Genomic DNA, 14,365 nt, shown 5'->3' on the forward strand with positions numbered 1-14,365 from the left:
GATTGGACCAATCTTCAAGATTGGTCCAATCTGGACGTCTATTGTTTGATTTTCCTTCCTTATGAATGAAGTCTCCTCAGGTAGGGCGGCCGGCGCTAAAATGGGTACAGCCGCGGCAAAATAAGCAGGGTAACGATGAGCGTCAGGAAGATGAGCGGCACACCCACTTTTACATAATCAAAAAAACGATACCCACCCGCGCCCATCACCAGCGTATTGGACGGCGAGGCGACCGGCGTGGCAAAGGCCATCGAAGCGGCAATGCCCACAGCCATCAGAAAGCCATAAGGCTCCACGCCCAATGTTTGGGCAGAGGCTAACGCGACGGGGGCCACAACAACGGCCGTTGCCGTATTAGAGATAAACTGGGTAAACAACGAAGTTAATAGAAACAGCCCGGCCATAATCGCCAGCGGGCCAAATTGCCCGAAGGCGTTTACCAGCCCAGTGGCCGCCAGGCTGATCAACCCCACTTTTTGCAGCGCCACGCTCATCGGAATCATCCCAGCGATCAGCACCACACTTTTCCAATCAATCGCCTGATACGCCTCATCCATCGTCAGGCAGCCGGTGAGAATCATCACCAGACCGGCGGCCAGGGCTACCGTCACCAACGGCAAGACTTCGCCAATCATAAAGACCAGCATCAGCAGCAGCACCCCTAGAGCGATCATCGCTTTTTGCCGTTTGGGTTGGGCCAGCATGGTCTCCGGCTGGCCAACGACGACAAAATCGCGCCGCCGGTCGCGCAGGGCAACGATGTCTTGCCAGCGCCCTTGTACCAGCAGCGTATCGCCAAACTCCATTTTGTGCTCGCGCAGGTCGGTCTCATCCTGACCCGTCGCCGATTTGATGCCCAACACCTTCAGGCCATATGTTTTGCTAAAGCGTGTGTCTACCAGGGTATGACCAATCAGGTTGGAGCGCGGCGGCAGCAGCACTTCAGCCACGCCGACTTCCTCGTCCAGGTGCGACTCGTGTTCGCCGCTGCCGGCGCTGTTGATGGCCTGGACGCCCAGACTCCAGACGGCCGCAGCGTGTCCCACATGGCGTCCTTCCCCCTGAACCACCAGAATGTCATCCACTTCCAACACCGTGTCGGCCTCTGGAACCAGGGCGCGGCGGCGGATTTCTTGGGGCTGATGGTGACTGTTACGGCCGTTGCGCCCGCGCACAATGCGTAAGGCCGGGCGTGGTTCTTCGCGCCGCAGCACCTCCAGCACGGTGATGTGCGATTGGTCGCCCAAATGGGCCTCGGCCAACGATTTGCCGATGAGCCGGGACCACAGCCGCACGCGCAAACGAAAGATGTTGTTGGGCAGACGATACCGTTCCACCAACTCTGTCGTGGATTCTCGCTCTGGTTCGGCTGTCGGCTTCAACCGCGCCGGCAGCAGTTTACGCCCCACAAACAGCAAGTAGACCGCCCCGACGGCCACTAATACCACACCCACCGGCGTGTAGCTGAAGAAAGTGAAGGGGCGATAACCGTTTTCTTGCAGCAGTTCGCTAACAATAATGTTGGGCGGTGTGCCAATGAGCGTGACCGCCCCGCCTAACAGCGAGCCGTAAGCCAGTGGTATTAACAGTTTGGATGGGCTGATGTGGGCCGAGCGGGCCAGAATGATGACCGCCGGTAACAACACGGCCACTGTGCCGGTATCGCTCATGAAGCTAGACAACAGCGCTACCGCCAAAATCAGGACAATGGTCAGCTTTTTCTCGTCTGTCCCGGCAACGGCTAACACCCGCCGGCCGATCATGCCGGCCAGCCCGGTTTGCAGTATGGCTCCGCCAACAACAAAAAGGGCGACAATGGTGATAACGGCCGTATTGGAAAAGCCAGAAATCGCTTCGGCCGGCGTCAGAACGTCGGTTACCATTAAGCTAACAACCACGCCGATGGCGACCACGTCCACCCGCAGTTTTTCCGTCAAAAACAGGATGACGGCCGTTATTAAAATGCCCAGAACCAGCCAGGCTTCTAAAGTCATATCAGGTTCCTCTTGTTAATTTTGCAGTTAGCTGGCTGCTCAATCGGCTCCGCCAACACCGCGTTTGATTGTGAAAAATTGTTCAAGCCCTCATTATATTCAATAGACTGCAACCTGATTATAGGTAAAACGTGTCAATTCCACAGGTGGCAACTTGGGCAGTTGTCGGTAGAATCGGGCGCTTATGAGTGAAAAACGACTGCTGGCCGTCATTTTGGGCCTGTTCATGCTGCTCGGCGTCACCTACGCCATCGTCACCCCGGTGTTTGAAGCGTCTGACGAACTGTGGCATTACCCCATGATCCAACATCTGGCGAACGGCAATCCGCTGCCGGTGCAGGTGTTCGACCCGGCGTTGGCCGGGCCGTGGAAGCAGGAAGCCAGCCAGCCGCCGCTCTATTACTACCTCGGCGCGGCCCTCACCTTTTGGCTAGACACCTCAGACATGGCCGAGGTGCGCTGGCTGAATCCCCATGTGGACAACGGCATCATCACCGAAGACGGCAACATCAACCTGGCGATCCATGACCCATCCTGGAACCCCTGGCAGGGCACGCTGCTGGCGGTGCGCATTGTGCGCCTTTTTTCGGTGTTCTTAAGCGCCGGCACGGTGCTGCTGACGTATCTCATCGCCAAAACCATTGCCCCGGACAGGCCGGAAGTGGCGTTGGGGGCAGCGGCAGTGAACGCTTTTTTACCTATGTTTCTCTTCATCAGCGGGGCGGTGAACAACGACAACCTGGCGATTTTGCTGGCTTCGCTGGCCGTATGGCTGATGGTGAAGAGGATTGCGGATTGTGGATTGCGGATTGCGGACTGCGGACTGCGGCGTTCAACGCCTGAGGCCAAATTGGCCGCGCCCGGTTACCAACTTCTTCTCGGCGTGGTTATTGGTCTGGCGCTGCTGACCAAAGAGGGGACGTTTGCGCTGCTGCCGTTGGCCTGGGGCACGACTTTTATGGCGTTGTGGTTGGCGCAGGTGGGGGAGAACGGCCGTACCCTCTCCATCCGCCAGCTTGCCAGCCTATTGGTCCGCTCGCTGCTGCACTTTGCCTTGCTCCTGGTTCCGGTGCTGCTTATTGCCGGTTGGTGGTATTACCGCAACATCGTTTTGTATGGTGACTTTTTGGGCTGGAACGCTTTTATCGCCGTGCTTGGTTCCCGCGCCCAGCCCGCCTCCCTGGCCCAACTTTGGGACGAGCGCGTCGGTTTTATGATGTCTTTTTGGGGCCTGTTTGGCGGCGTGAATGTGCCGATGCCGCTGTGGATTTACACCGTGCTGAATGGCGTATTGCTAACGGCCGTATTCGGCTTCCTGGTCTATCTGGGGCAAGAGCTGCGCAGTTGGCGGTTGGAAATCGGCGCAAAAAAACGCAATCCCCAATCGTCAATCCTTCGGCAAGCTCAGGACCAATCGTCAATGTCGCTGCGCGACGGCTTCGCCCCTGTCAACCGCCAATGTCGCTGCGCAACGGCTTTGCCCCTGCCAATCGCCAATCTCCTCTACTTCGTCGCTTCCCGCTTTGGCCTGGTGGTCTGCCTGCTGTTCGCCTTCGCGGTGGTCTTTGGCCTGGTGCAGTGGGCCACCACCACCTGGTCGTCGCAGGGGCGGCTGGTGTTTACGGCCGTTTCTGCCCTATCTATTCTACTGGTCTTAGGTTTGGTGGGCTGGCTGCCACGCCGCCCGGCGCGTTGGGCCGTCGGCGGCCTGGGCCTGTTCATGTTTGGCGTGGCCGCGCTGGCCCCCTGGTTGTGGATTCAACCGGCTTACCAGCCGCCCGTTTGGGCCGCTTTGCCGGCCGCGCCGGCCGTCACCTTTGGCGATGCGCTGCGGCTGGTAGGGTATGCGGTGGAAGACACGGCCGCTGCCCCTGGCGGCGCGGTGTGGCTGACGTTGGAATGGGAAGCGCTGGCCCCGTTGGACCGGGACTGGACTGTTTTTGTCCACCTGAACGACCCCGTACTGGGCCGTCCCATCGCCCAACGTGACATGTATCCCGGACAAGGGCTGCTGGCGACGCGGCTGTTGGAACCGGGACAGCGCATCGTCAACCGCTACCGGTTGGCCGTGCCGGTAACGGCCGTTGCTCCGGCCGATTTACAGGTGATGGTCGGTCTGTATGATTACGCCACCTGCCCGGCCTGCCAGCGGCTGCCCATCACCGCCGCCGCGCCGTCAGTGGTGACAAACCAGAACGCGGCGCAGATTGGCGCTGTGGCGTTAACGGCCGTGCCTGGCGCATATCCCAACCCCACATCGGTTAACTTTGGCAATCAACTAGAACTGGTCGGTTTTGCATTGGCGCCGCGCCGGGCGCTGCCAGGGCAGACGGTGGACCTGACGCTGTATTGGCGGGCGATACGGCCGTTGAGCAAAAATTACACCTTCTTCGCTCAGGTGGTAGACCCGGACACCACCCGCTGGGCGGCGCAAGATTTGCCGTCTGAAAGTTTGCCTAAACCCACGTCGCAGTGGCCGGTGGGTGAGGTACAATCTACCTTAATGTCCCTCACGCTGGCGGCCGACACGCCGGCCGATGTGTATCCCATCATTATTGGCTTGTACACGCTGGAAGATGGGCAGTTTCAGCGGCTGCAACTGGTGACGGCGAACGGCCGTATCACCCAAGACGACTTTTTAACCCTGACGCTGCTGCGCGTTGACGCACCGTAACCATTCGTTGATCAAGACCTGATAGGTTTTCAGAAATCTGCCAGGTCTGACTGCACCTCATGCAAGGAGAACAAACAACATGGAAAATCCCCTGGTAGAACTGCACGCTTACGGACAAAGTTTTTGGTATGACAATATCCGTCGCAGGCTGCTGCAAGATGGCACGTTGCAGCATTTAATTGTGGAAGATGGCTTGCGCGGCATGACCTCTAATCCATCTATTTTTGAAAAAGCTATTGGTGGCAGCGATGATTATGATGCCCAACTGCGACAGCTCGTGGCCGATGGGGCCGACGAAACAGCTATTTACGAAGCCCTGGTCCTGGCTGATATTCAAACCGCCTGCGACCTGTTTGCCGAATTGTACGTCCTCTCGGAGCGGGAAGATGGTTATGTCAGCCTGGAAGTGTCGCCTTACCTGGCGCGCGATACGGCCGGTACGGTGGCTGAGGCGCAGCGTTTGTTTACGGCCGTCAACCGCCCCAACCTGATGATCAAGGTCCCGGCGACGCCCCAGGGCATCCCGGCTATTCGCCAATTGATCGGTGAAGGCATCAATGTCAACGTGACGCTGATGTTCAGCCTGGCCCATTATGAAGCAGTGGCCAATGCCTACATAGACGGCCTGCGCCACCTGGTGGGCAAAGGCGGCGACCCGCGCAAAGTGGCGTCCGTGGCTTCCTTTTTTGTCAGCCGGGTGGATACGGCCGTAGACGCCGAACTGAACCAACGTGATGATCCGGCTGTGCCGGCGCTGATGGGCAAAACGGCCGTCGCCAACAGCAAAATCGTCTACCAGCGCTTTAAGGAACTGTTTCACGGTCCGGCCTTTGCCGACCTGGCCGCCGCCGGGGCGATGGTGCAGCGCCTGCTGTGGGCCTCCACCAGCGCCAAGAACCCCGCCTATTCACCCACCCTGTATATAGACGAATTGATCGGACCACAGACAGTCTCCACCATTCCACCGGAGACAGTAGATGCGTTTCGGGCCAACGGCCGTGTGGCCTACACCCTGGAACAAGACCTGCCGGCCGCCCAGTCCGTTTTAGACCACCTGGACAGACTAAATATCTCGCTTGACCAGGTTACTGAGCAACTGCAAGAAAAAGGCGTAGACGCCTTTGCCCACTCCTTTAGCCAACTCATGGACGCCATTGCCAGCAAACGCCGCCCAGCCATCGCAAATTAGCTGCGCCACCAGAGTATGCTTCGGCGTACTTTCTGTTTTAGCCCGGGAATTTATTCCCTGGTGCTGGCAGTGCCCGAATGTGAATTGCCCCCGCTTATGGGCCTATGCTACAATCTTTTCTGGTATAGGCTGTTATACTCGCAAGGGTCATAATCTGACATTTTTGTCACCTTGTCAGATGTCATCTTGTCAGCTATAGCTCGCTCGTCTGCCGGGCAGCAAAGGTGGTAGAACATGCAACCAAGTATTGTCGCAATCCTGGCCGTAACCGACATTTTTGACAGCTTCACCCCCACGCAATTAGAACTGGTCGCGGCTATCTGCGAACCGGGGACGTATCGGCAGGGGGAAGTGCTGCTGCGCGAATATGAAAACAGCAGCGCTTTATACGTCATCGCCCGTGGCAGTGTGGAGATTTACGTCAGCCCAGACCTGGTTGGCGATGCCCCGCAGCCTGGCCTGGAGGCAATCAAACTGGCAGAACTGCGCCAGGGCCAGGTGACAGGCGAGGTAGCGCTGGTAGACCAGGGCACACGCTCGGCTACGGTGCGGGTCAGCCGCGACGATACCTACCTGCTTAAAATTGCCCGCCATCGGCTGATGCTGTTGTGCGATACATACCCCGAATTGGGTTATAAACTGATGAAAAATCTGGCCGCCGACCTGGCCTTCAAAATCCGCAACACCGATCTGACGGTGCGCCAATTGCAGCTAATGCTCTCCCAATCCAAAATGAAAAGTTAGAGCGAGAGCGAGAGCGAGAGCGAGAGCGAGAGCGAGAGCGAGAGCGAGAGCGAGAGCGAGAGCGAGAGCGAGAGCGAGAGCGAGAGCGAGAGCGAGAGCGAGAGGAAGAGCTGGAGCGAGAGGAAGAGCGAGAGCGAGAGGAAGAGCTGGAGCGAGAAGAAGAATTCGGGCAATACTCTAGCTCTAGCTCTAGCTCTAGCTCTAGCAGGCTGTCGGAAAAATATCTTCTGAAGGCCCGATGATAGACAAATAACGATTTCAAAGCATCAAGACAAGCAGTTTGCAACTCATATTGGCCTCATTACCATGAATTTTGCACGGTTTTACAGCCCGTTTTCGGGCATCAGGCAGGGGGCAATAACGCCCCCATCAACCAACCTGCAAGGTATGCAATCGTTTCAAGTTGTAAGCCAGACAAACCAATGTCCATTCGCCACCGGCAGCAACCAGGCCTCGCAGAGAAAACTGACGGAAACCCAAGGTTTCCTTGATGATACCGATAACCGGTTCAACCGTCGATTTGCGCAAACGGTAGGTGGCTTTGCCGAGGGTGGTCTGCAGTTTGTAAGCCATTTGCTCTTTGACGGAAGCATCATTGGGTGGCGGGTTGGGATTGTCCAGGAAAAAGGCACGCCAACCCTGATGGTGTGGGCTGCGACCGGTGGCGATGTAGGGGTCAATGCCGCGCGCTTCCAAGCTGGCGATGTTGTTTTCGCTGAAATAGCCGGTGTCCAAATTGACCTTTTTCGGCTGACCCACGACTGGTGGTACGGTGTCGAGAGTTGGCAGGGCGGCCTGTTTATCGTTGGTATGGTCACACAACCAATTGCCCACTACCAGACGACTGTCATGGTCAACCACTACCTGGACGTTATAATGTTGGTCAAAGCCGCTGTTGGTGGCGTTTTTCATGATGCGCGATTCGGGGTCGGTGAAGTTGTACTGGTCTTTATCTCTGGGTCCTGGAGTGGGTGGCTGCGGTGGTTTGCCCGGCGGCTTTTTTCCCTGTGGGTCGGTCTTTTCGGCCCGGGCTTGCATCTTGGCCTCGTATTCGGCTTGCTCGGCTTCATACCGGGCCTGGGCGCGTTCCTCCAGCACCTTCTTGGCTTCGGCCAGCCGCGCCAATTGCTGCTGGCGTCGGGCAATCTCATCGGGAATGTTCATCTCTTCGGGCAGTTGTCCTCCATCGGCAACTTCAGCCAAAGTGAACAACTCCTCGACTTCGGCTTGCAGATAGGCTTCGATAGCCAACAGCCGCTGGTAACTGACCGCTTTGCTCTTGGACGCATCGGCATGGATTTTGCTGCCATCCAGACTGACGTTACCCAATTGCAAATAGCCCATCGCCTGGGCAATCAACAGTATCTGGACAAACAACTCTTTCAGTTCAGCCAGAAATTGTTGGCGGAAAGCCGCAATCGTGTCATGGTCGGGGTGCATGTCACCGGTAATGAAACGAAAGGGAATCACCTCATGGGTGGCGCGTTCAATCTTGCGCGAACTGAATACGCCGCTGGCATAGCTGTAGAACAGCAATCCCAACATCACTTCCGGGGCGTATGGTGGCGCACCCTGCTCGCTATACTTTCTATACATGATCCCCAAATCAAGTTGGGCGACGACAGCGACAATGAAGCGAGCCAAATGGTCGGGTGGCAGGACATCGCGCAAGGTGATTTGCAGGTCCAGGGTCTTTTCGTAATCAGCAGTTCTGAATTTTCTTGCCATACCCAAAGTTTACACCGAAATCATTTTTGTTCGGAGAAACGTATCTTCTCCGACAAGCTGCTAGCTATTTTCAAGGGGGCCATGAAAGCTGAAATCATTAGCATTGGTACCAGGCTGCTTATGAGCGACGTTTTGGACACCAATGCAGCTTATATTTCCCGCAGCCTGCAAGAATTGGGCGTTGAGCTAATTTACAAGGTTACAGTGGGTGATGACCTGGAGCGCATCACCGATGCGCTGCGCATTGCCCTGGCGCGCGCCGACGTGGTGCTGACCACCGGCGGTCTGGCGGATGGCCCTGATGAATTGACGACTCAGGCGGTGGCAACGGCCGTTCAAATTCGTATAGACCCACAAAAACAGACGTTGGTGGGCGTCATCCAGTTGGGCGTGGTTTCTTCCAGAAATGTTGGTTTTATTGTGGAACATGCGCCCGGCATACTGGTTTGCCTACCTGGCGATCGGCGCGAGATGTCTTATTTGTTGGAAACGGAAGTGCTGCCTTATTTGCAGGCGCGAATCAACTTGCAGTCTGGCCTGCGCATTTTGCGCACCGCCGGCGTCATGGAGAGCAGCCTTCGCCAGCAGTTGGCCGATTTACCACTGCAACCGAACCAATGGATTGGCTTTGATTCTTACGCCGGGCAAACCAATGTGCGCCTGCGAGTTGTGGCCGAAAGTCCGGCTGCGGTACAGGCGCAGTTGGCCCAGTTACAGGAGGAAGTATCGGCCCGTTTAGGCGACCATGTGTATGGGCAGAACCACGACCGATTAGAAACGGTGGTTCTGGCGCTGTTGGCGAAAGGCGATTACGCGCTGACCATTGGCGAATGCCACACCGACCAGGCGCTGGCGCAGGCGATGAGGGAAGAGACGGCCGTTCCCTCCCCCCGCGTCACATTCCTGCCAATCACCCACCCGGCCGAGCTGGCGGCGGCCATCGGCATCGCCGCGCCAGACGCCGCTGTGGCTCTGTCTCAGTGGTGTCGTGGGGCGGTGGAAATGATGCTGCGACAAACGGCCGTTGACCTCTCCCTCCTCATCTACAACGATATAATGCCCGGTGGGGTGCAGCTAAGCGTCTATCTGGCTTCGGCGCAGGGCGTTTCAGTCAGCCAACGTTCCTTTGGCGGCCACCCGGAACATATTCATCAATGGGCCAGCACCCTGGCGTTGACCCATCTCTACCGCTGGCTGCTGACCCATGTTTGATTTTGTGGCAGAATCTGCCTGGTGACCAACCAACTCATCACCATCCGGTCCTATTTTTGAACGCGCTCATCCTCTACGTCTCGATTGGCTCCGGTCACCGGCGCGCCGCAGAAGTCCTGGCCGACACCTTCGCCCGGCAGTTTGGCTGGCGCTGCCACACAGTAGACTTGTTATCGGTTGTGTCACCCCGCTTGCCCGACCTGGCGAACAGCCTGAGCGCCCTGCTGCTGAAAATAGCCGCCTCGTTTTACGATCAATATTGGGCCGATGACGAGGCGCTGCGCGGCGTGGACCGGCTGCTGCTGTTGGCCGATTTGCCAGGTCTGATGCGCGAGATGTTGGCCGAAATGCAGCCAGCCATCTGTGTGTGTACCCACGCCCTGCCGGCGCGGATTTTGAGCCTGTTGTGGCTAAAAGACGGCCGTTCTCTGCCCACCCTTAATGTCGCTACCGATTTTATGGTCAATGGCCTCTGGCCGGTGGAGCGCATGGCCGCTTACGTGGTCGCCGCCGAAGCGGCCCGCCGTCGCCTGATTGCCCGCGGCTTTCCGGCCGACCAGGTTTATCCGTTGGGCATCCCTATCGCCGACCACTTCCACTGCGCGGTGCGCCCGCGAGCCGCGCTGCGTCGGCAGTTCGCCCTGGCCGACAAACCAACTTTGTTAGCCATCACCGGTGGCTGGCGCATTGAACCATACGAGCAGATTGCCAGCCTGATGCGGCAGTTGTTTCAGTATTGGGCTGGAGGACAACGGCCGTTGGCCGCCGAATGGCAAATCGTGGTCATTACCGGGCAAAACCGGGACAATCTGGCGGCGCTGCAACGGTTGGCCGGGCGGCTGCCGGTGGCGGTGACGCTGCTGCCCTTTGTGCAAAATGTTGCCGATTGGATGCGCGCCAGTGACCTGATGTTGACCAAACCCGGCGGCCTGACAGTGGCCGAAGCGTTAAGCTGCGACCTGCCGCTGCTGTTGGCCGGCATTGGCCCCGGCCAGGAACGGGCCAACGCCGCTTGGCTGGCCGGTGAAGGCTGCGCGGCGATTGGCGCTGCCGAAATTGACCATCTGGCTGGTCAGATTGCCGACTTGTTGACTGATGCGGCCCAGTTGGCGGCCATGCGCGCTCTTTGTCGGGAGTTGGCGCGGCCACATGCGGCCGAAGACATCGCCGGTTTGGCGCATCGTTTGCTGCTGGCCCCGGTAGGGCAAGATTTTAAGGGCTTCAGAAAACCCATAAGGTCTAATTTCCACGGATAAGACGATGACCTATGAATGAGCGACAGAAGTTGGGACGATGGGGCGAATCGGTGGCGGCGACTTATCTGGAAGCCCAGGGATACCAGATTGTGGCCCGCAATTGGCGCTGCCGTGATGGGGAAGTGGATCTAGTCGCCAAAGCGGGCGCGGAATGGGTTTTTGTCGAAGTGAAAACACGGCGCGGCTATGATATGGGCACGCCGGAAGAAGGGCTGACGGCCGTTAAACAAAAAAAATTGTTGGCCGTCGCTCAGGCATATGTTTTGGCCCATGATCTGGATGTGGATTGGCGTATTGATCTGGTGGCAGTGGAGCTGGACAAAGCGGGCAAACTGCTGCGCTGCGACCATGTGCCCAATGCGGTGTTGGGGTGGTGATGGTGCAGGGCAGATTGCTGGTCATTGTGGGACCAACGGCCGTTGGTAAAACTACCCTCTCCCTGCGTTTGGCGCAGACGCTGGGCGGCGAAATCATCTCCGCCGATTCGCGCCTGTTTTACTGCGGCATGGATGTGGGCACGGCCAAACCAACCGCCGCCGAACGCGCCATCGTCCCCCACCACCTGATAGACATCTGTGAACCGGACGAAACAATGACTTTGGGCGACTATCAGCAGGCGGCGTATCGCACGATTGAGGCGGTATTGGGCAGCGGCCGTTTGCCCATTCTGGTCGGTGGCACAGGCCAATACGTCCGGGCGGTGGTGGAAGGGTGGGGCATCCCTCGCGTCGCGCCGCAGCCGACGCTGCGCCAGGCGTTAACGGCCGTGCCCGCCGCCGAATTGGCCCGTTGGCTGGCCGTGTTAGACCCGGCAGCGGCGGTGCGCATAGATGCCCGCAATGTCCGCCAGGTGATTCGCGCCCTGGAAGTGACGTTGGTGATGGGCCGCCCCATCTCCGAATTGCAGCGCAAAACGCCGCCACCCTATGCCATCTACCACATTGGCCTGACGCGCCAGCGGGATCAACTGTATCGGCGTATTGACCAGCGCGTAGACCAGATGATGGCCGATGGGTTGTTGGCCGAGGTGGCGGCGCTGCGGGCAAAAGGCTACGGCCGTTCCCTTCCGGCGATGAGTGGGTTGGGCTACCAGCAGTTGGCGGCCTATCTGGATGGCGAAATGGATCTGGCGGCGGCGGTCGAGCGCATCAAATTCGAGACCCACCGCTTTGCCCGGCAGCAAGGCGCCTGGTTCCGTCCAGATGACCCGGCGATTACCTGGTTTGATATGGGGGCTGTGGGGGTGGAAACGGCCGTGCTGTCCGCTGTCGGCCGTTGGCTCAACGCTTAACCATAAGTCCAATTGCGCAGATTGGACCCATCTCGCCTATAGGACCAACAACGCCTGGTTCACCTGAGTCACCACGGCGTGGCTCACGTCGTCTAGCAAGAGCCGCTCCCAGCCAGAGCCGATGTGCGTGCCAATCACCACCAGGTCATAATCACCTGAGTTGGCTTCGGCGACGATCTCATCCACCACCAATCCATGCCGAATTTTAACCTGAGGCGCGTTTTTGCTTTCCGTTAACAGCGCCACATCGTTTTTCAACAGTTCACCTTCTGGAGTGTGTTCGGCTATTAATTCGGCGGCGCTGGCATACAACTGCCATTCTGGAATGCCTGGCCCGGCGACAATCTGGGACATTACGTGCAGAACGGTGATGTCTGCTCCTGTTTGGAGCAAGTTAGGCAGGTGTGTCATAAGCCGCTGCAACAGGGATGGTTCGCGGCCGCTTTCGCAGATGAGCAGCCGGTTCAGGCTGGTCGGTTCGCTTTTGGCAATGAGGACCGGGCAGCCGGCGCGCAGCATCACCCGTTGGGCTACCGGACCGATCATGCGTTTGACCAGTTGATGAATGGGGCGCGACCCAACGACCACCAGATTGTAAGCTCCTTGTCTGGCTTCCAGGGCGATTTCGTCAACGGCACGGCCGATGCGAATTTTGCTGGCGACGGCCGTAATCCCTTCTTGTGGCAGCAGATTGGCCGCGTTGGCCAAAATGGCCGCGCCTTGCGCCCTTTTGTTATCATGCTTCACCACAGTCAGCAGCGTAACCGATCCATTCATCATTGCCGTCAACCGCCCACCCAGGCGCACGGCCGTATCAGAATGGGGTGCGCCTCCTGTTGCAATCAACATATGCATCACGTTGTGTTCCTCCATTACCGGGCAAGGTCGTTGGTTCACTTGTTCGTTGGTCAACCAACCAACAACCCCATCGCCTTAAACCAACAACAAGACAATCGGAATAATCAAAATAGACATCATAAAAAATGTTAAATTGCGGTTATCTCTCGTTACCCAGCCAGAGAAATTCAACATCGCCCGCGCATAACGCTGATAGATAAAGGCCAATATGATAATAGATACGATGGTAATGCTGATCATTTCTGCCAGCACCACCGTGAAAGCCGGGGGATTGTTCAACAAAACGGCCGCCAACAAGGTATCAACAAACGTCGTGATGTTGGCTCCCATGATATAGGGAATCACATTTTCCCGCCGTACAAATCCGCGGTGGCTCAACGGAACCAAAATACTTAGCGACACACTCACCGACATGGAGATGAGCGTGATAGAAGCTCCTAGCAAAAACATCACCCAGGGCCGGTAAATCAGCCGCGATATCTGGCCCACCTGGCTTTCCTTCACCGACATCTGCGGCAGGCAGCGATCAAACAGGCTGAAGCTAACCATGATGGTTCCCAGGCCAGTCAGAAACAGCGCCCAACGCGGCAGCAGGGCCAGCAGAAAATTCACCATGGGGTCAAAAATCAGGTCTGTTACAGAATTCAAAAGTGCGCCAGATTGCAATTGAAACGAATGCAGCACACCAGATTGCAGCAAATAAATGCCTACAACCAGGGCAACCAGGTACGTGCTGCCCGTAACCGAAAGCGACAACAAACCCATTCCCAGACTATCGCGTTTGTTCCGGCCGCGTAAGACGTAAATGAAACCGATAAACAGCACAATAAAACTTGCGCCTAACCGGCTGCCGGTAATCATTGTAAATGTGCCCAATTCATCCAATACCCCGGCGTCGAAAAAGGTTAGGGCGGCGGCAGCCACCGGTGAACCGCTCATGACTATGTAGGCAAAGAGCCAACCAAAACCGAGGCTGTTGACGGCATTGGTGACGGCGAATTGGTTTTGCACCAGCGGCGCCAGGTCGCGTGCGCCTTCCTTCATTTGGGTGATGCCTAAAATGAAGAGGAACAAGCTGACGATGAAGAGGCCAATTTTGCCCCAGGCGATTCGCTGCCAAATAGGTGGACGTATGCTGCTTTGTGGCCCTTTCAGATCAGTTGGCGTTATATTCTCTTTCGGTGATGACGTGAGTTGCGTTTCTACCGAATCATCCATGAGCTAATCTCCTTGGGCTGATAGACGGCCGTCAGGCAATCCTGTAACCTGCTGGCGCTTTGTCTTTCCTCCGGGCGGTTGCGGAGAACTCTGAGGGGTTGCTTAAATTCTAACCGCCACCTGGAGCAGGTGCAAGGCAAACGCCCGGTGACCGCCATTGAGGTTGTTGCGCCGACCAAATCGTTACCAGGCTTATCCGGT

Annotated in this window: 12 protein-coding genes; 7 read left to right on the forward strand and 5 right to left on the reverse strand. The window is 57.3% G+C overall.

The annotated features are described in order from the left end of the window. Nucleotides 1-95: 95 nt before the first annotated feature. Complete coding sequence (locus tag IPM39_08555; protein MBK8986119.1) at nucleotides 96-1,994, reverse strand: SLC13 family permease; 1,899 nt, start codon at nucleotides 1,992-1,994, stop codon at nucleotides 96-98. A 184-nt stretch (nucleotides 1,995-2,178) separates the two neighbouring features. On the opposite strand from IPM39_08555, the gene IPM39_08560 reads away from it, so the two are divergent. From IPM39_08560 to IPM39_08570, 3 genes are all read left to right on the forward strand, one after another. Next, a complete protein-coding gene (locus IPM39_08560) occupies nucleotides 2,179-4,668 on the forward strand; it encodes a hypothetical protein (protein ID MBK8986120.1) in 2,490 nt (829 codons plus the stop codon). A gap of 79 nt (nucleotides 4,669-4,747) precedes the next feature. Continuing rightward, nucleotides 4,748-5,857: a transaldolase gene (gene tal / locus IPM39_08565; protein ID MBK8986121.1), complete on the forward strand. Its 1,110-nt coding sequence runs from the start codon at nucleotides 4,748-4,750 to the stop codon at nucleotides 5,855-5,857. A 234-nt stretch (nucleotides 5,858-6,091) separates the two neighbouring features. Continuing rightward, nucleotides 6,092-6,601 carry a cyclic nucleotide-binding domain-containing protein gene (locus IPM39_08570; GenBank protein ID MBK8986122.1) on the forward strand — a complete coding sequence of 170 codons (510 nt, stop codon included), beginning with the start codon at nucleotides 6,092-6,094 and terminating at the stop codon, nucleotides 6,599-6,601. Here IPM39_08570 and IPM39_08575 read toward each other — a convergent pair. Continuing rightward, nucleotides 6,598-6,774 (reverse strand): hypothetical protein, encoded by a 177-nt coding sequence (locus tag IPM39_08575; protein MBK8986123.1) that lies wholly within the window; start codon nucleotides 6,772-6,774, stop codon nucleotides 6,598-6,600. The two genes, IPM39_08570 and IPM39_08575, sit on opposite strands and share 4 nt — an antisense overlap. A gap of 196 nt (nucleotides 6,775-6,970) precedes the next feature. Further along, nucleotides 6,971-8,329, reverse strand: a complete 1,359-nt coding sequence (locus IPM39_08580; protein MBK8986124.1) for a transposase — start codon at nucleotides 8,327-8,329, stop codon at nucleotides 6,971-6,973. A gap of 120 nt (nucleotides 8,330-8,449) precedes the next feature. Here IPM39_08580 and IPM39_08585 point away from each other — a divergent pair, with 120 nt between their 5' ends. From IPM39_08585 to miaA, 4 genes are read left to right on the forward strand one after another with little or no spacing between them, the layout of a single operon-like run. Continuing rightward, nucleotides 8,450-9,541, forward strand: coding sequence for a hypothetical protein (locus tag IPM39_08585; GenBank protein ID MBK8986125.1), 1,092 nt, complete (start codon nucleotides 8,450-8,452; stop codon nucleotides 9,539-9,541). A 56-nt stretch (nucleotides 9,542-9,597) separates the two neighbouring features. Next, a complete protein-coding gene (locus tag IPM39_08590) occupies nucleotides 9,598-10,797 on the forward strand; it encodes a hypothetical protein (GenBank protein ID MBK8986126.1) in 1,200 nt (399 codons plus the stop codon). A gap of 11 nt (nucleotides 10,798-10,808) precedes the next feature. Beyond that, the gene (locus IPM39_08595; protein MBK8986127.1) at nucleotides 10,809-11,174 is read left to right on the forward strand and encodes a YraN family protein; all 366 of its coding nucleotides are present in this window, start codon (nucleotides 10,809-10,811) and stop codon (nucleotides 11,172-11,174) included. Beyond that, nucleotides 11,174-12,088, forward strand: a complete 915-nt coding sequence (gene miaA, locus IPM39_08600; GenBank protein MBK8986128.1) for a tRNA (adenosine(37)-N6)-dimethylallyltransferase MiaA — start codon at nucleotides 11,174-11,176, stop codon at nucleotides 12,086-12,088. The genes IPM39_08595 and miaA overlap by 1 nt, the downstream gene beginning before the upstream one ends. A gap of 36 nt (nucleotides 12,089-12,124) precedes the next feature. Here miaA and IPM39_08605 read toward each other — a convergent pair whose 3' ends face one another. Further along, nucleotides 12,125-12,937: a universal stress protein gene (locus IPM39_08605; GenBank protein ID MBK8986129.1), complete on the reverse strand. Its 813-nt coding sequence runs from the start codon at nucleotides 12,935-12,937 to the stop codon at nucleotides 12,125-12,127. An 84-nt stretch (nucleotides 12,938-13,021) separates the two neighbouring features. After that, nucleotides 13,022-14,164, reverse strand: coding sequence for a hypothetical protein (locus IPM39_08610; GenBank protein ID MBK8986130.1), 1,143 nt, complete (start codon nucleotides 14,162-14,164; stop codon nucleotides 13,022-13,024). Nucleotides 14,165-14,365: the final 201 nt, after the last annotated feature.

This window comes from Candidatus Leptovillus gracilis, assembly GCA_016716065.1.
Taxonomy (GTDB): Bacteria; Chloroflexota; Anaerolineae; order Promineifilales; family Promineifilaceae; genus Leptovillus; species Leptovillus gracilis.